We start from the raw sequence: 18,309 nt of genomic DNA on the forward strand, positions 1-18,309 counted from the left end.
AGAGTCAGCTTAGTAAAATATTTAACTTTCTGGAACTATCAGACTTGCAGACCACCCCAAAAAGCTATACTTAACGACAGGTCATTTTGGACTGGTGTTTTGAGGACTTTTTACGCCGGTGATGACACCTTGTTCCTCTGGAGGTATTTAGTGGCTTCAGTGGAGAGACATGGATGAGTTGTACGCTGGTGCTTTCTGAAATGGACTCAGCAAAGTCTGCCGCCTGATTGTAAATAGTATTCTGATCTTTTATTAGCATTGATACTGCTGGCATTTGACGATTCTGCCAAGCATAAACCCTTGATCCGGTCGTAGATCGTTTACGAAAGTTTGCTTGTCTGGTTCTAAGTACAACGATCTGAGTATGACCGTCATCAATAGCTTTTTGTATTGGCAAGGGGTCCGATAAGCTGCCATCGGTCAAGGCATGGTTGTTAACCAATACTGGCTTCCGATAAATCATGGGTAAGGCACTGCTTGCTTTCAGTGTGTCGTTGATAACCTCATTTGGAGTGTTGCTATCTATGCTGTGATAAACAGGTTTTCCAGTATCAATGCATGTGCTGACAACGGTAAAGCGTTGAGTGTTAAGTCTTTTTCTGAATCGGGCAAAGTTTAAAGTGTTTTGCTGTGAAAGTTTTTGGAAAAACCAGTCAAGATCAAACAGGTTTCCGCCTCTGATATGACGCAGAATACTGATAAACTCTGAGTCAAGGCATAGGTTGGTATAGATATCCAGATTACGCCCACGTTGGCCCGCAATAAATGAACTGAGGTTCAGGGCGCCAGAAGATACGCCATAGTACCCATCGAAAGCTCTGACTCTTTTATCAAGAAAAGCGTCCAGAATACCAGCGGTGAAGATTCCACGCATACCACCACCTTCAACAACAAGCGCTCTTTTAAATGATGAAGAAGGGACATCGTGTTGCATGGTGGGTATTTATGAGGTTTTGAATATTTAGATAAGATGGTTGCGGGAGCCGGATTCGAACCAACGACCTTCGGGTTATGAGCCCGACGAGCTACCAGACTGCTCCATCCCGCGACAAAACTGTTCAGCTGATCCCTTGAAAAAAAGAAGGGAACATCAACTGCTTTAAAAGTGGTTGCGGGAGCCGGATTCGAACCAACGACCTTCGGGTTATGAGCCCGACGAGCTACCAGACTGCTCCATCCCGCGACAAAACTGTTCAGCTGATCCCTTGAAAAAAAGAAGGGAACATCAACTGCTTTAAAAGTGGTTGCGGGAGCCGGATTCGAACCAACGACCTTCGGGTTATGAGCCCGACGAGCTACCAGACTGCTCCATCCCGCGACAAAACTGTTCAGCTGATCCCTTGAAAAAAAGAAGGGAACATCAACTGCTTTAAAAGTGGTTGCGGGAGCCGGATTCGAACCGACGACCTTCGGGTTATGAGCCCGACGAGCTACCAGGCTGCTCCATCCCGCGTCGAAAGAGAGGCGAATTATAGGGACGCTGGTTATAATGTCAAGGATTACCTGCTGTGACAGGGGAGAGTAAAAGTAAGTGCGGTATTGGCTATAGAAGGAATACCGCACGACAATTGACTGTTACTAGCTGGCTACTGCTTTATTAGCGATCAATTGATTCACTACTTCAGGGTCCGCCAGAGTTGAAGTGTCTCCTAGGTTTTCGTATTCATCGGCGGCTATTTTACGAAGAATTCGCCTCATGATTTTTCCTGACCGGGTTTTGGGCAGTCCCGGGGCCCACTGAATTATATCGGGGGTAGCAATAGGCCCTATTTCTTTTCGTACCCAGTCCTTCAGGTTCTTTTTCAAGTCTTCACTGGTGTCTATCCCACTATTGAGTGTGACATAAACATAGATACCCTGACCCTTGATGTCGTGTGGGAAACCAACAACTGCGGCTTCGGCTACCTGCTGATGAGCTACCATTGCTGATTCTATTTCTGCCGTGCCCATACGGTGGCCTGAAACATTGATGACGTCATCCACACGACCGGTGATCCAGTAGTAGCCATCATCATCCCTTCGAGCTCCGTCACCTGTTGTATACATGCCTTTAAAAGATGAGAAGTAGGTTTGTACAAAACGTTCGTGATCTCCATAGACGGTTCTGGCTTGTCCGGGCCAGCTATCCAGGATGACGAGGTTGCCTTCTCCGGAACCATGGATAAGGCGACCCATGTTATCCACCAGGGCTGGCTGTACACCAAAGAATGGCCGTGTTGCTGAACCTGGCTTAAGATCTGTGGCTCCTGGAAGTGGAGTCAGCATTGCAGCACCGGTTTCGGTCTGCCACCAGGTGTCGACGATAGGGCAACGCTCTTCACCAATCGTTGAGTAGTACCAGTTCCAGGCTTCGGGGTTAATAGGTTCCCCTACAGAGCCCAACAGTCTCAGCGAATTGCGATGAGTATCCTTAACTGCGGCATCACCCTCTGCCATTAATGCACGGATTGCCGTTGGTGCGATGTACAGAATATTCACACCGTGTTTATCGATAATTTTGCTGAGGCGATTGGTTTCCGGATAATTGGGTAACCCTTCATGTATCACAATTGTTGCGCCATTTAATAAAGGGCCATAGGTAACGTATGAATGTCCGGTAATCCAGCCAACGTCAGCATTACACCAGAATACTTCGCCGGGTTTATAGTCAAATACATATTGATGGGTCATGGATGCGTATACCAGGTATCCCCCTGTGGAATGCATGACGCCTTTTGGCTTCCCGGTAGAGCCTGAAGTGTAGAGGATAAAGAGTGGGTCCTCGGCATTCATCTCCCTGGCTTCGCAGTGTGGTGAAGTAAGTGCCGTTAACTCCTGCCACCAGACATCACGGTGACGATGCCAGGCAATATCAGCGCCTGTGTGCTTGAGTACAATGACTTTCTCAATGGTGTGTGTGTCGGGGTGTGTCAGTGCTTCATCGACGTTGTTTTTCAGAGGCACAGTACGCCCACCTCGAACACCTTCATCTGCTGTAACAACAATCTTTGCTTTGGAGTCAATGATTCTTCCTGCCAGTGCTTCCGGTGAGAATCCACCAAACACCACGGAGTGAATTGCTCCTATACGACTGCAGGCCAGCATGGCAACCGTGGCTTCAATGACCATTGGCATATAGATCGCGACAACATCACCTTTGCGGACCCCCTGGCTCTTTAATGCATTGGCAAAACGGCAGACAAGCTCGTGCAGTTCCCGGTAGGTCACCTTTCTTGCTTCACCTTCATCATCCGGCTCCCAGATAATGGCGAGCTGGTCACCTCTCTCTTCCAGATGTCGGTCAAGGCAATTATGGGAAGCATTGGTGGTACCATCATAAAACCAGTTGATACTGACGAAGTGGTCGTCAAAAGAGACTTTTCGCACTTTGGAGAAAGGCTGGAACCAGTCGATACGCTGGCCGTGTTCGCGCCAGAAGCCTTCAGGGTTGATGATGGATTGCTGATACATTTCCAGGTACTGGTCGTTGTTAACCAGTGTGTTTTCAAGAGCAGCGGACTTTACTGGATAAACGGAGGTGTCAGACATATCACTTCCCTTAGTTTTGTTATTGTTATTTAGTTCAAAATGACTCAGGGCGGTTCTTTTTATAGTGTTCAGATTGAGCAGTTACTCAGAAAACGACTATGGACGCATTTATTAAAGTGTTCTCAGTTTAGGATTTATAGGGATTTCTGGTATTAGACTTTGGTCTTAACCTGTATCAGAAATGTATCCGATTTGGTGAGGGTCTAAAAAATAACCATATCATTATTTCGAGTATTATCGGTAGTATCAGCCTCCTGACTAATGTGCAATCAGGGGCGACATACCATTGGTTCAGGTGTATATTTCGCTGAAACAAGCCACAGAAAACTCTGCTTTGGCTGCTGAAATATGACTCATAAGAATAATAGCTATGTCTGGATGGATACTGGCCCTCATTGCAACGGTGTACGTTGCCTGTCTGTTTGTTGCCGCCTGGTTTGGTGATTATCACGGGGCTACTTTCAGGAAGCGTTGGCAACCGTTGATTTACAGTCTTTCTCTGGCAGTCTACTGCACTTCCTGGACTTTTTTCGGGGCCGTGGGGCAGGCCAGTGAAAACCTATGGTCATTCATTCCAATCTACCTTGGCCCCATCCTGGTTTTTGTTCTTTTCTGGAAACTCCTGGTTAAGCTGATTACTGTCAGTAAGCAGGAGAATATTACTTCTATTGCCGACTTTATCGCTTCCCGTCACGGTCGTTCCCACTTTATGGCGATTCTGGTCACCCTCATTCTGGTCATTGGTGTGCTCCCCTATATTGCACTGCAACTAAAAGCCATTGTGATGGGCTTTGCTCAGCTAACGGATGACAGCCTTGGGCCAGGGCGCTGGTCCCGCGAAGATCTGGCATTAGCCATTACCTTAACCCTGACCGTGTTTGTCATTATGTTTGGTACCCGAAAGCTGGATGCTACCGAGCATCAGAATGGCATTATGGCGGCAATTGCCTTTGAGTCTCTGGTCAAACTCTCTGTATTTCTATTGGTTGGAGGCTGGGTTACGTGGGCTGCCCTGGATCATATTCATCTTGATGCGATCATTCAGCAGAGTGGGGAGAATACAGATGTCAGCTGGTTTGATAATATCTTTATGCCTACAGTAATGGCCATGACAGCCGTATTGTGTCTACCCCGACAGTTTCATGTCACAGTCGTCGAAAACAGCAGCATTGATGATTTCTATAAAGCTCGATGGCTTTTTCCTGCCTATTTGTTATTGCTGGCTCTGTTTGTGGTTCCATTGGCGCTGGTCGGCAATCAACTATTGGGCAGTGATGTACCCGGTGATGCCTATTTGATTGAACTGCCAAAGCTAATGGGGAGCTTGCCAATGGCTGTGCTGGCTTTTCTGGGGGGCGTGTCTGCTGCCATCAGCATGGTGATTGTTGCAACACTTGCTTTGACAACCATGGTATCCAATGAAATTTTAATGCCACTACTGCTGCGCAGAAATAATCACAGCTACAGGGACAGTAATGACTTTTACCGGTTCAGTGGGCTTCTTCTGACGGTAAGGCGTACGACGATTGTCATTTTATTAATGATGTCATGGGTTGTATATCGGTTACTTGAAGGCTCGGGATCTCTGGCTGCTATTGGTCAGATGTCATTTTCAGCCGTTGCTCAACTTGCACCGGTGTTGCTCGGCAGCCTTTACATCAGAGAAAGCAATTCTAAAGCGGCCGCCGGTGGGTTGCTTGTGGGTTTCACGGTCTGGCTATTTTGTCTGGTGGTTCCAGTATTGGTTGATGTCTCATGGCTGGACTCCGGTGTTGTTCAGTACGGGATTTTTGGTTATGACTGGCTTAAGCCGGGGAGTCTTTTTGGCCTTAATGTGACTGGCACAGTCACAGGAGCGACTCTGGTCGCGTTATCCCTTAATACGTTTATTTATCTATGCGGGTGTCTCTATCTTAGGCCTGGTATTGAGGAGAGAAGACAGTCCCGGAAGTTTGTTGATGCGGTCCTTTCTGAAGATGGTGTTTTTCTGGACGCTGCTATTAAGGTGGGAGAGCTTGAGCAGCTGGCCAGCCGGTTTGTCAGTAAAAATCGGGTGCATGGTGTTATTCAGAGCTTTGAATCGAGGGATAGAGGCCTTCTATTTGGAGCACTGGAGAGTAATCAGCAGGCAGAGCCAGAGCTGGTGGCAGCGATTGAGCGGTTGCTGGCAGGAACACTGGGTGCATCATCTGCCCGTATAGTCATGAAGTCGCTTGTCCACGGGAATGTCGGGCTTGAAGAGGTTCAGGCCATGGTGGATGAGGCCTCTGAAGTGTTTCAGTTCAACCGGGAACTGCTCCAGGGTGCAATTGAGCATATCAGTATGGGGGTCAGTGTTGTTGATCGTAACCTGGAGTTAGTTGCCTGGAATCAGCAGTACCTGGAGTTGTTTGATTACCCACATGGCTTGATTAAGGTAGGTCGCCCCATCGCTGATATGATTCGGCATAATGCTTTAACTGGGCTCTGTGGGGCAGGGGAAGTCGATCATCACGTCAATAAACGACTGTCCTATATGAGGAATGGGACGGCTCATCGTTCAGAAAGGCGACGACAGGATGGCAGGGTGATCCAGATTCAGGGAAATCCGATGCCTGGTGGCGGCTTTGTCATGACCTTCACGGATATTACCGGGTTCCGTCAGGTTGAAAATGCATTGAAGGAAGTGAATGAAAGTCTGGAACACCGGGTACAGGAGCGGACAAAAGAGCTTTCTTTGTTAAATGTGCAACTATTGGGAGCAAAATCTCAGGCAGAGAAAGCGAATCATCTGCGCTCACGTTTTTTTGCCGCGATCAGTCATGACCTTATGCAACCAATGAATGCGGCGCGGCTGTTTACTGCCTCCATGGAACTGGAGGCGAGGGGAACCGTCCATGAAGAGTTGGCACAGAATATCAGCAACTCATTAAGGTCTGCCGAGCATTTATTGACCGATTTGCTGGACATGTCACGAATTGAAGCTGGAAAGATGGCAGTAAACTTTCGGAATTTGCCTGTAATGGATGTTCTGGAACCCTTGAAGTCTGAGTTTTCCCTTTTATCGAGGGAAGATGACCTGATATTCAGGGTGGTGAAATCAGACGCATGGATAAAAACCGATCCGGTTCTGCTTAGAAGAATCTTACAAAATTTTCTTACTAATGCGTTTCGTTATGTTGAAAACACCAATAGACCAGGGAAAGTAATGTTGTGTTGTCGTTATATGAAAAATCAACAGCTGAAGATTGAGGTAAGGGACAACGGGCAGGGCATACCACACAACAAACAGGCGATTATTTTTGCAGAATTTGAACGCTTATCAACGGCGGTTAATGGGCTTGGTCTTGGGCTCTCTATTGCAAAAGGAATTGCCCAGATCCTTGGCGCAAAAATTTCCTTATCATCATCGCCCGGAGAAGGAGCTATTTTTTCCGTAGTAGTACCTTTGGTAACTCGAAATGTTTTGGGTAATAAAGTGGTTTTTCATAATCCGGATACCGGTGATATGGGATTAAAGGTTCTGTGTGTTGATGATGAGCCGGACATTATCAAAGGTATGACCAGTCTGTTAACTCGTTGGGGTTGCAGGGTGGAGACTGCTCAAAATAATCAGGAAGCAATCCTGTCGATTAAGGCCATGATACCGGATTTATTAATGGTTGATTACCAGATGGGTGATCAAGTCAACGGCATTGACTTGATTAAACGTATTCGTGAGAGGTTAGGTTATCAAGCCGGTGCTGTTCTGGTCACAGCTAATCAACAGGATGACTTACGACAACAATGCCGTGAGCTGAATATCAGCTATTTGAGAAAGCCCGTGAAGCCCGCTGCGATGAGGGCAATCCTGAATCGTTATGAAGCCGAAGTCCACAGGGCAGAGACTGTTTAGTCTGGACTATCCTGGTCCTGTGTGTCTTGGCCAGGCATCTCAATTTCCAGCTCTTTAATGGCGATTACTGCCTGTGTCCTGCTTCTAACGCCCAGCTTTTTGAAAATGGCTGTCACATGAGCCTTAATCGTAGCTTCTGATACATTCAGGTCATAAGCAATCTGTTTATTTAACATGCCTTCACTGATCATTCCCAGAACCCTGAATTGCTGAGGTGTCAGGCTCGCCAGTCGGGCTTCCATATCGCTGGTTTCCTGAGATTCGGCAGGCTGGAAGTTAACAGGCCACCAGTTTTCACCCTCCAGAACTTTCAAAATGGCACTTTTGAGGTCATCCAGCGGTGTGGACTTTGGAATAAAGCCATTAGCACCATGGTTCTTTGTTTTCTGTATGATCTGCTGGTCATCAGAAGCTGAAACCACGACAACAGGAACATCCGGGTACTGCCCCCTGAGAAATATTAGCCCAGACAGTCCGTGTGCTCCGGGCATATGCAGATCCAGCAATATCAAATCCGGGGATGAATTATTTTCAAGAAGTAATTGAAGCTCCGCGATTGAGCCAGCTTCGCAGATCGTGGGTTCCTGAAGTGCATGACCAACTGAGGACTTTAAAGCAGTCCTGAATAAGGGATGGTCATCGGCAATTATTATTGTGTAGTCCATTTTCTGAGCTTGCCATTATCTGTTTGATCGGTCAATTAAATAAACCCTGTGAACCTGTCAAAGGGTCAGGTACTTATTTAAGTATAAGTAAATGGGTTTTACAGAATGGAACTATTCTCTGGTGGGGCGGTCATACACGGTAGTTATTCACTGAAATAAGGGTTCTAAATGACTGCTGCAGTCAGTTCTTCTTCACTTCCAGTTGTTGATGATCAGGGTAAATACACCAAGGCATATCTTGATGATAAAGAGTCAAAGGCTAATACACTGGAGAAAATGAGAGAAAGCCGAGAACAGAGCCCGGGATGGAATACCCTAAAGACAGTTGCTGTCTCTTCTCTTGTAGTGGTTTCACAGATTGCACAACTCATCGGTAGCTTCTTTGGGCATGTTGTTTTTGCGCTTCCATCCGCTTTGGTGGGGGGGGGTTTTGGCTTCTGTATCTATGCGCCCTTTATGAAGGCTGTTGACTATTTGTCTGGAAGAGAAAATACCAAGTCATTCTTTGAATATACTATTACTCCAGCAAACAAACTGAGTAATTTTATTTATAACCGAGTTACTGACATTGTGTGTCGATATGTCGTTGGCTTTGGGGTCATGGTTGCGGTTGTAGAACCTCTGTATATCATTATTGGAGGGCTCGCTGTCGGGGGCTTATTATCACTACCTATGTATAATGATATGAAAAATAATCGCTCTGAAAATGTTGAGTATTTCATTGATGGTCCTTGCAATTTTTCAATCAAGCATTGGCTACAACACAACCTCTGGCAACGATTTGATGATTTGGCTGCGGGTATAAAAAGGCCTCCTTTATCTCTTCACGATCGAATTGCCGCTCACATAGATGCCAGCAAGATTTCTGTCAAGGATTCAGCTGCAGCAGCGGCCTGAATCTCATTATTGTACTATTTAGGGGTTATGTTTCTATTTATAGGTGCCTGATAACATCTTGTTATTAAGCACCATTCACTTCCAGCTTTGGTTTAGAAATATTTTCAGGCCAGGGTCTTTTTTTCTTCAATTGAGTAATTTCAATCACAGATATTATGAAGTCGGTGTCTGCGGTGGTTCTGAAATTTTCGTTTCATGCACTTTGGTGATACTGGGCTGAAACATTCCGGATGCCTACCATAAATACCTGAGTAAAATGCCTGTATTTCTGAAAGGTCTTTTTCGATGTCTTCCCCAGGCTCGATAACAGGGCCAAACCCTCCAGTTCTCCCTTTGAAATCCAGAAAGGCCAGTACAATGGGAATGCCGGCATTCTTTGCCATATGGTAGAAGCCTGTGTGCCAACGCTCTCCACGAGCTCGAGTGCCTTCAGGGCAAATGACCAGGCCCAGCTTTTTGTGTTGCTTGAAGGTGCAAACCGCCTGTTCCACCAGGCTTCCTCTTCTGCATCTGCCATTTCGATCCAGTGGAATTCCCCCCATCCAGCGCATAACCCAATTGAATGGCCCCCAGAACAAGGTGTGTTTGCCAACCCAATAACACTTTACACCGGTCGCAAGGCCAATCGCCATACCATAAACAAAGTCCCAATTACTGGTATGGGGAGCACCAACAAGAACATACCTGGCCAGGCGCGGGGCTTTACCCTGAATCCTCCACCCCATAACTTTGAGAAACAGTTTTGCTAATAGTGAAAGAGTCTGACTGACAAAGGGCGTATTGAAAATTGTGATTTGCATGGTGCAGTGGGTGCCTTGCTATCCCGGTTTACAGGAAGCGGTGTTGAAAGCTATCGAAGGAGCGATCGCTTTGAGCACAGCTTCACAACAGAAAATTGATCTATGCAGCCTGATCCAAAAGGATCTTTGTGTGCTGCAAAAGATAGTCGTCTGGAGACTGATTAACAGGCAAGGAAGTGCTTGCCAAAATCATTCTGTATGTATATACAGTGTTTATCCCGGAGCTAATTGGAACATGATGGACAGTAATGCCAGCCTTCAGCAAAAGGTGATTCAGAGAAAAATCATACATATCGATTTTGACGCCTTCTTTGCCAGTATTGAAATACGTGATAATCCGAGGTTGTCAGGGAAGGCTGTTGCTGTTGGGGGGGCTTCTGATCGCAGGGGGGTAATTGCCACCTGTAATTATGAGGCACGTCGATTTGGAGTACACTCAGCCATGTCTTCAGCGCATGCTATGAGGCTCTGCCCAGAGCTGAAGATCATTCCTCCCCGCTTTTCTGTTTATCGTGAAGCTTCTTCTGAAGCGCATGCTGTTTTTCAGCAATATACTGATTTAATTGAACCTTTGTCTCTGGATGAGGCTTACCTGGATGTCACCGGAACTCACCTTTGTCGAGGTAGTGCCACCTTGATTGCCGAGGAAATCCGGCAGAAAATTTTTCAAAAATTAAATGTCACTGTATCCGCGGGCGTTGCTACTAATAAGTTTCTGGCCAAGATCGCCAGTGACTGGAATAAACCCAATGGCCTTTTTGTGATCACTCCAGAACAGGTGGATGATTTTATTTTCGATTTGCCCGTGAAAAAAATTCATGGGGTAGGGCGGGTGACATCTGAGAAACTGCACAAAAAAGGTATTAAAACCTGTGGGCAATTACGGCAGTACTCCATTCTTGAGTTGAGTCGCTGGTTTGGGAGTTTTGGTGAACGGCTGTGGGAGCTGTCCCGAGGTCAGGATGATCGTGAGGTACAGACGAGTCGCCGCAGGAAATCACTCTCTGTTGAACATACTTATGATAAAGATTTAGCTGGGCTCGAAGATATTAGAGCACAGGTTATCCCTTTGCTTGAAGAGCTTCAGGAGCGTTACCAACGGATTGAAAAGGAATATGAAGTGCATAAGCACTTTGTTAAGGTGAAGTTTGCGGACTTTACCCAGACCACGCTTGAGGAAAGCCTGCCGGCAACCGGTGAAAATGTTAAGGAACATTTTACTCAGCTGCTGATAAGAGCCTGGGAACGGGGAGGTCGTCCGGTCAGGCTTCTTGGGTTAGGGGTCAGGCTTCTTGACCTCCGTGAAGAGAGAGCTCTGGAACAGCTTGAGCTTTTTGAAAAGAAAATTATGGGGTTGGTGTAGAATCCAGTTTTTTTTCTGCCAGTTGTCCAACCAAATTACTGACAAGACAATACGCTACGAACCAATAGAAACCAGAGTGAAGCGCTGCATCAAACTGTACAATTTGTGAAGATCCTGTATTTTCTGAAGCAGTGGCATTTGCCGCCAAAAAGGCTATGAACACACCAATGGCAAAAACATCAGCCATGGACCATTTGCTTAATAAACTGTTCAGTCTAAGCAGAATATGGTTTTTCTTCACAGCGCTGGCCAGCAACAGGCACCCCAGTTTTGTGACAGGTATAACCAGACTGAAGGTGACAATCAGTAATGCCACAAAATGATAGCCGCTTTTCCAGAGGTCTTCAGCAGTACCAAGAATGGAACGCTTTTTTTCATAAACAGTGGATGTTCCCTTAACCTCCAGGCTGTCGAGGAACTGGGTGGCCAGGCCAGCCATGGCAGGATGGAGGTTCTGCTGCTGAATGATCTGTTTTCCCTCATTCAGCATTGCCTGACGATCAAGATCTGCCTTCATGGTAATCATTGGCTGAGTCACCCCCGGAATCAGCAGGCAAAGGGAGGTGATTATCATAAGCGCGAGTATCCATCTGGAAACTGTCATTAGTGACCTCATTGTTATTTTAACGAACCTTCTCTGCTATAGGTTGGGGGGCAAGCAGCTTATGGAGCCGGCTGTCCAACAACAAAAATCCTGGACGGATCTCGAATCCCACGGTTAACTGTATTCTCCTTAATAAGGAATAGACTCTGATAGCTCAGTTTGGTCTAAGGACAGGCGTTTGTCAGCTTATGAATCGAGATTGGTTTAATTCATACTGGTTCAAAATGCTCAACCATCAGCTGTAGATTGTGCTGACCACGGAATTCATTGATATCGAGTTTATATACAGCCTTGATCTGACGAATATTGGGATTAGGCCACTCCCGGTTGTCAATATTAAAGGCAATAGCATCGAGCCAGAGCTCGCTGCCGGGTATTCTGAGTACCATCTTAAGGTGCTTTTCTCCGACCAGTTTCTGCTGAATAAGTTGAAACTGGCCATCGAAGCAGGGCTCAGGAAAACTTTGCCCCCATGGTCCTCCCTCACGAAGGGTATAGGCGGTTGCCATGGTTACCTGGCCAGGCATTAGTTCTCCATCAGTATGCATTTCTGCCTGAAGGTCATCAGCGGTCAATAGTTTTCTGACTTCATGGTCAAAAGCCTCTTTAAATGCACTGAATTTTGATTTTTGTATCGATAGTCCGGCTGCCATGGCATGACCACCAAATTTAATAATAAGCCCAGGGTTATTTCTGGCAATGCTGTCCAGTGCATCACGCATATGTAGTCCCTGAATCGACCTGGCAGAGCCTTTCAGCTCAGGCTCGCCTTCAATGTTATCGGCTTCAGCGAAAGCAATAACCGGGCGGTTAAGTTTCTCTTTTACCCGTGAGGCCAGAATTCCAACCACGCCCTGGTGCCAGCTTTCCTGAAATAGACTGACGCCCCATGGAAGGTCTGCTTGCTGATCAAACTGGATTTTTTCCAGTTCTGCCATGGCCTGGCTCTGCATACTGCCCTCAATGGCTTTTCGGTCGCGGTTAAGTCCGTCCAACTCAAAGGCTAACTCCCTTGCCCGGTTCATGTCTTCACAAAGGAGCAGCTCGATGCCAATAGACATATCATCCAGGCGTCCTGCTGCATTGAGTCTGGGGCCCAGGGCAAAGCCGAGGTCGGATGCAACAAGCTTTTCAGCATTTCTACCGGATACATCAATCAGTGCTGTAATGCCCGGTCGGCAACGGCCAGAGCGGATACGGGCAAGGCCCTGAAATACCAGTATGCGGTTATTGCTGTCCAGCTTAACCACATCAGCCACGGTGCCTAGTGCAACCAGATCAAGAAGTTCGGCCAGGTTGGGCTCTGTTTTATCTTGGAAATAACCCCGCGACCGCAACAGGGTTCTCAAGGCACACATCAGGTAAAAAATAACGCCTACCCCAGCGGTATTTTTACCGGGGTAATTACAATCTGGCTGATTAGGGTTAACAATCGCATCGGCTTCTGGTAATTCCCGGCCAGCCAGGTGATGATCGGTAACAACAACTTTCATACCTTTGCTCTTTGCCGCCTGAACCCCTGTGATACTGGAAATGCCATTATCAACGGTAATTAATACATCTGGTTGAAATGGCAGGGCTGCTTCAACAATTTCAGGGGTCAGGCCGTAGCCATATTCAAAACGGTTAGGTACCAGAAAGTCAGCATGGCCTCCCATGCTTCTCAGAGCCAGAACACCCAGAGCACTGCTCGTCGCGCCATCACAATCAAAATCTCCGACAATTAGCATGCGTTGCTGGTTGATAATGGCGTCTGCCAGAATGTCAGCGGCTCTATCGATATCCTTGAGTTGCTGGTAGTCGCTTAACTGTTGAAGCTGACGTGGAAGTTCATCCTGAGTTCTAATGCCCCGGGCACTGTATATTCTTGCAAGCAGAGGATCCATCTCTGGAGTGAAGCAGCAGGTGGAAAGGTCGTATGTACGGCGGATTATATTCACGGGCATAAATGGATTAAGAGGTGATAAGAGCCGGAAAATAGTCAGAGTAACACAGTTTCCGGTTAGCGGGGGTGGTAATGGAAGGTATTTAAAGTTCTGGGGTGATTACTTTGCCTGATTTATTTTTCGTTTAAGTTCAGCCATATAATGCAAATGCGACCAGCTGTGACGCCCGTATAGCGTCTTTTTTCCCGTAGCTTTATCAGCCTGAATTATTGTGCGTCGACCAATGATGGTTGGTGCCAGGCGTTTATGCCACAGCTGATACCCAAGGGGGGTGTTCACAGGGTCATAGTTAACCAGGTAGTTGTCAATCAGTCCGGTTCTGGCCAGTTCCTTTTCGTCTATTGTCAGGTCCTTCATTGCTCGACGACCTAGCGCTACCGGGTTGAATGTTCGACCCAGGACCTTATTTTTTGCAGCGCTGTATTGAACAAGACCTCCACCCAGGGAGTGCCCGACTAAATGGAGCATGCCTAGCGAGTCATCAAGCCCCATGGCCTTCAGCGTTGTTTTGGAATTGGTCATGCTTTTGATTAACTCGACCAGTTTAGATGCTTGGAGGTAGCAGTCCGGGATCTTGCGTCCCGCTAGGTTCTGCCAGTCAGCTTTTAACTGGGCTCGAAGCCGGCCTGGCATTTTTCCTATTTCCAGACCATGGTCCTGAAGGAGCTTACTTGCTCCATTTGCTGAATTCGTACCACCAAAAACCAGTGTTATTTTGTGCGTGGCTTGATTCATCACCATTACCGCAGTCAAACCTGTCGTATGATCTATGATCATGCCAGATGGTAGCAGGGTTATCGTCTTAAATAATTCACTGTCTGCCATATCCTGCTGCTCAGGGGTAAGAGCAGTTTTTTTTTGCTCTAGACAGACGTCTTCTCTTGTACAACTCAGAATTTCTTCGAAAAACCGAGGTTGCACCCTGTGGAGTAATGCTTCTGGGCTATTGGCAGCAGTGTTATCGGTCAGAATATTTTCAGCTTCCCTGACTATCTCCCAACAACGGATCGGGTTGTGGTTGAGCTTGTAGGGTATTTGGGCAATGGCTGAGTCGATAGCCAGTTCCCTGAGTTGCTCTGGATTATTGGGCAGGGAAACTTGCTCCCAATACCTGCCCTTTATGAAGGTAAGGGATGGTTGAATAAGCCTTATTGATCGCTGAATTATTGCTATTCCTGCGAAAAAACTCCTCTTCACGGATGAGATCCAATTAATAAACTTCTGGCCAAGCGATAGTTTTACATCTCGCCCTTTGTGGTGCCCCTCGGGGGCTTGCGTTGAAGTATCTGGTGAAGGCTGTGGGTTTGCGGGGGGATCTGTTTTATTGGGTTTCATCTGCCAGCCTCCAGAACACTCCCTGTTCTGGATCGGCCAGATCACACTTGATTAAAGGAAAAAACATCATTCAGTGGCTGATATGATGGTTTTATTTTTCAGGTATCTTGAATAAAAGACTTGAGAGATGAGAGCTTGTTTTCAAGGATTTGATAACGCTCTTCCCGATCAAGCAGATCTGACATATGGGCTGGCAGATCCGGGGCATCCAGGCCTGCTTTGATCACCGCATCAGGGAACTTGACTGGGTGGGCTGTGGCCAGTGTCACCACAGGCGTTTCTCTGGCCAGATCGATTTCTTCAGTTGCCCGGATACCGGTTGCTGTATGGGGATCTGCCAGATAACCGGTTTTATCATACAGAGTACTGATGGTGTCGCAGACCTGCTGGTCATCGGATCGACTGCTATCAAACAGTTCCTTGATGGCCTGCCATGCCCGATCATCAACGCGGATATTTCCTGTTTCCTGGAAAACGGACATTAACTCTGCCATGGCATTGCCATTACGGTCATGCATATCAAAGAGCAAGCGCTCAAAGTTACTGGAAACCATGATGTCCATACTGGGCGACAGTGTCTGGTGCAGTTCTTCCTTACGGTAGTCATTGTTCTGGAAGAAGCGGTGGAGAATGTCATTGTTGTTGGTGGCAACAATGAGCTTTTCTACCGGTAGTCCCATGCCACGGGCGATGTAGCCTGCGAAGATATCACCAAAATTCCCAGTTGGTACTGAAAAACTGACAGGTTGATCGGGAGCACCAAGAGCAAGAGCTGCATGGAAGTAGTAGACAATCTGAGCCATGATTCTGGCCCAGTTAATGGAGTTAACGGCAACAAGACGGGTGTTTTCTGGCAGGAACGACTGGTCGGCGAAACACCTTTTCACCATATCCTGACAGTCATCAAAGTTGCCCTGGATGGCAATATTGTGAACATTGTTGTCCAGAATAGTCGTCATCTGACGACGCTGAACTTCTGATACCCGTTGATAGGGGTGAAGAATGAATATTTCCAGGTGTTCGCTATGACGACAGCCTTCTATGGCTGCTGAACCTGTATCGCCAGAAGTTGCACCCAGTACAATCGCTTTTTCATTGCGCTCAGTCAGGGTGTGATCCAGAAGGCGACCGAGAAGCTGCAGTGCAAAGTCCTTGAAGGCCAGTGTTGGGCCATGGAAAAGCTCCATGACCCACTGATTGGCACCGAGTTGTTGCAGAGGTGCAACAGCCTGATGGCTGAACTCAGTATAACTGTCATCAATCATCTGCCTGAGTTTGTTGTCTTCAATGGTACCGCCGACAAAAGGTTGAATGATTTCAAAGGCCAGTTGATTGTATGGGAGTCCCTTAAGGGAGCGAATTTTCTCAGTGCTGAACTGTGGCAGGGTTTCTGGTACGTAAAGACCACCGTCATCCGCCAGTCCAGCCAGCAGAACATCCTGAAAATCTTTGGTGTGTCCCTGTCCTCGGGTACTGATGTATTTCACTGGGAATTCCGTATATCTGTTTATTACTTTGCCAGATTGCTCTGGCTTCACCGCTTACCGGCAATAGGGTAAGCGGGCTAGCGAATAGCTTCAGGCCATGGTTTCAACCCGAATACGGGTAATGGGGGATTTAATATCCTCCAGCGCTTCGAGCTCAGAGATGGCCTTGTCCATGGTGCCTTCGAGAATACGGTGTGTGAGGATAACAATATCCGCACAACCATCATCTTCGCGAGTCACTTTCTGGGTAATGGCATCGATATTAATGCCGTGGCTGCTCAATACCTGAGTGACGGCATTCATGACACCCGGGTGATCGTCGGCATGTATACGAAGATAGACACTGCATTCAGTCTCAGTAATTGGTAATACTGACAGGGTGTCGCTTAGACTTTCCGCTGAGAAACCCAGCGCATTAACGGCAGCACTTGGTGTATCTATTGTTCTGGTAATATCGATGATATCGGCAATGACAGACGATGCCGTGGGTTCAGCGCCAGCCCCAGGTCCGCTGTACATAGTCTGACCTACAGCATCACCTTGAACCACAACAGAGTTCATAACGCCATTAATGTTGGCCAGTGGGCGGTCGGAAGGAATCAGTGTCGGGTGTACTCGCAGTTCAATGCCATTGGTTGTCTTGCGGGCAACCCCCAGGTGTTTGATTCTAAAGCCAAGAGACGCGGCATACTGGATGTCGCTTGGGGTAATCTTGCTGATTCCTTCGGTATAGGCTTTGTTGAACTGCAGAGGAATACCAAAGGCGATAGAAGCCATGATGGTCAGTTTATGGCAGGCATCAATACCTTCTACATCAAATGTTGGGTCTGCTTCTGCGTAACCTAATGCCTGTGCTTCTTTCAGAACATCTTCAAAAGGACGATTGTGGTCTCCCATTTCAGTCAGGATGTAGTTACCGGTACCATTAATAATACCTGCCAGCCAGCTGATGCTGTTCGCAGATAAGCCTTCCCTCAGGCATTTGATGATAGGAATACCGCCAGCTACTGCCGCCTCGTAGGCGACAATGACGTTTTTCTCACGGGCAGCCTCGAAAATTTCATTTCCATGCTCGGCAATCAGGGCCTTATTGGCGGTGACAACATGCTTCCCCTGCTCGATTGCCGTCAGAATCAATTCTTTGGCCACATCGTAGCCACCAATGGTTTCTACAAGAATATCAATGTCAGGGTTGTGAGCGACCTCAAAAATATCCCGGGTAACGCTGGTGTTCCCGGTGTCGCAGTCAGGATTATCCCGGCGGGCGCCAACCTGCTCAATAATCACAGGACGACCGGTCCGGGCAGCAATGCTGCTGGCGTTACGTTGAAGGACATTGAAAGTGCCACCACCGACAGTGCCAAGTCCACAGATACCTACTTTGACCGGTTTCAAACTGTTACCCCACATTCATTGTTATGATCATTCCCGGTATTACCGATGGGAATGGATTATAGCCTTAAACAGGGGGGGGATGCGATATCAAGGCTGCAGGGATTATCAGTGTTAAAACTTTTATTGGCTGAATTATGAGGTACTTGCCGTGAGTTTGTAGAGTGGGCTTGACATAGCTGTTAGTGATTATGTTTGGGAAGACAGGTTATTTTAATGACCAGAATGTCATCAAGGGTAAGCAGCTGAATGCGATATTCGTCATTTTTACGGCATCAACCCGATGTGCAGGTGATACCAATCGCATTTTCTAAATCCTTAAGCTGCCGCCAACTATGCTTAGGCATCATTACCATGCATTATCTAGAACAGATGTCTCGTCGACCACAGCTACCCGAAGGTTTTAATGATGTTGATT

At 47.1% G+C, this 18,309-nt stretch carries 12 protein-coding genes and 4 tRNA genes; 3 read left to right on the forward strand and 13 right to left on the reverse strand.

All coding sequences use genetic code 11. The features are described from left to right. Window positions 1-70 precede the first annotated feature (70 nt). From AK963_RS15245 to acs, 6 genes are all read right to left on the reverse strand, one after another. A complete protein-coding gene (locus AK963_RS15245; protein WP_083232680.1) occupies window positions 71-934 on the reverse strand; it encodes a patatin-like phospholipase family protein in 864 nt (287 codons plus the stop codon). 37 nt (window positions 935-971) lie between these two features. Then, window positions 972-1,048 (reverse strand) — tRNA-Met (locus tag AK963_RS15250). Window positions 1,049-1,106: 58 nt separating this feature from the next. After that, window positions 1,107-1,183, reverse strand: a tRNA-Met gene (locus AK963_RS15255). Window positions 1,184-1,241: 58 nt separating this feature from the next. Next, window positions 1,242-1,318: transfer RNA gene (locus AK963_RS15260), tRNA-Met, on the reverse strand. A 58-nt stretch (window positions 1,319-1,376) separates the two neighbouring features. After that, a tRNA-Met gene (locus AK963_RS15265) sits at window positions 1,377-1,453 on the reverse strand. A 125-nt stretch (window positions 1,454-1,578) separates the two neighbouring features. After that, complete coding sequence (gene acs, locus AK963_RS15270; protein WP_066016309.1) at window positions 1,579-3,528, reverse strand: acetate--CoA ligase; 1,950 nt, start codon at window positions 3,526-3,528, stop codon at window positions 1,579-1,581. 370 nt (window positions 3,529-3,898) lie between these two features. Between acs and AK963_RS15275 the strand changes: the two genes are divergently transcribed. Next, on the forward strand, window positions 3,899-7,402 hold the full coding sequence (locus AK963_RS15275; protein WP_066016310.1) for a PAS domain-containing hybrid sensor histidine kinase/response regulator: 3,504 nt from the start codon (window positions 3,899-3,901) through the stop codon (window positions 7,400-7,402). On the opposite strand, the gene AK963_RS15280 is transcribed toward AK963_RS15275, so the two are convergent. Further along, the gene (locus AK963_RS15280) at window positions 7,399-8,067 is read right to left on the reverse strand and encodes a response regulator (protein WP_066016311.1); all 669 of its coding nucleotides are present in this window, start codon (window positions 8,065-8,067) and stop codon (window positions 7,399-7,401) included. The genes AK963_RS15275 and AK963_RS15280 overlap by 4 nt on opposite strands. Window positions 8,068-8,235: 168 nt before the next feature. Here AK963_RS15280 and AK963_RS15285 point away from each other — a divergent pair, with 168 nt between their 5' ends. Then, on the forward strand, window positions 8,236-8,964 hold the full coding sequence (locus tag AK963_RS15285) for a hypothetical protein (protein ID WP_066016312.1): 729 nt from the start codon (window positions 8,236-8,238) through the stop codon (window positions 8,962-8,964). 140 nt (window positions 8,965-9,104) lie between these two features. On the opposite strand, the gene AK963_RS15290 is transcribed toward AK963_RS15285, so the two are convergent. After that, on the reverse strand, window positions 9,105-9,764 hold the full coding sequence (locus AK963_RS15290) for a lysophospholipid acyltransferase family protein (protein WP_066016313.1): 660 nt from the start codon (window positions 9,762-9,764) through the stop codon (window positions 9,105-9,107). Between the two features lie 235 nt (window positions 9,765-9,999). Between AK963_RS15290 and dinB the strand changes: the two genes are divergently transcribed. Further along, on the forward strand, window positions 10,000-11,127 hold the full coding sequence (dinB, locus tag AK963_RS15295; RefSeq protein ID WP_066016314.1) for a DNA polymerase IV: 1,128 nt from the start codon (window positions 10,000-10,002) through the stop codon (window positions 11,125-11,127). Here dinB and AK963_RS15300 read toward each other — a convergent pair. The 5 genes from AK963_RS15300 to AK963_RS15320 form a co-directional block, all read right to left on the reverse strand. Further along, entirely contained in the window at window positions 11,111-11,701 is a 591-nt protein-coding gene (locus AK963_RS15300; protein ID WP_066016315.1) for a paraquat-inducible protein A, read from the reverse strand. The genes dinB and AK963_RS15300 overlap by 17 nt on opposite strands. A gap of 239 nt (window positions 11,702-11,940) precedes the next feature. Continuing rightward, window positions 11,941-13,677, reverse strand: coding sequence for a single-stranded-DNA-specific exonuclease RecJ (recJ, locus tag AK963_RS15305; protein ID WP_066016316.1), 1,737 nt, complete (start codon window positions 13,675-13,677; stop codon window positions 11,941-11,943). 99 nt (window positions 13,678-13,776) lie between these two features. Continuing rightward, window positions 13,777-15,012, reverse strand: coding sequence for a hypothetical protein (locus AK963_RS15310; protein WP_066016317.1), 1,236 nt, complete (start codon window positions 15,010-15,012; stop codon window positions 13,777-13,779). A 98-nt stretch (window positions 15,013-15,110) separates the two neighbouring features. Then, window positions 15,111-16,499 carry a threonine synthase gene (gene thrC / locus AK963_RS15315; RefSeq protein WP_066016318.1) on the reverse strand — a complete coding sequence of 463 codons (1,389 nt, stop codon included), beginning with the start codon at window positions 16,497-16,499 and terminating at the stop codon, window positions 15,111-15,113. Between the two features lie 90 nt (window positions 16,500-16,589). Then, entirely contained in the window at window positions 16,590-17,894 is a 1,305-nt protein-coding gene (locus AK963_RS15320; RefSeq protein ID WP_066016319.1) for a homoserine dehydrogenase, read from the reverse strand. Window positions 17,895-18,309: the final 415 nt, after the last annotated feature.

It is taken from the genome of Endozoicomonas atrinae (assembly GCF_001647025.1).
Lineage (GTDB): Bacteria > Pseudomonadota > Gammaproteobacteria > Pseudomonadales > Endozoicomonadaceae > Endozoicomonas > Endozoicomonas atrinae.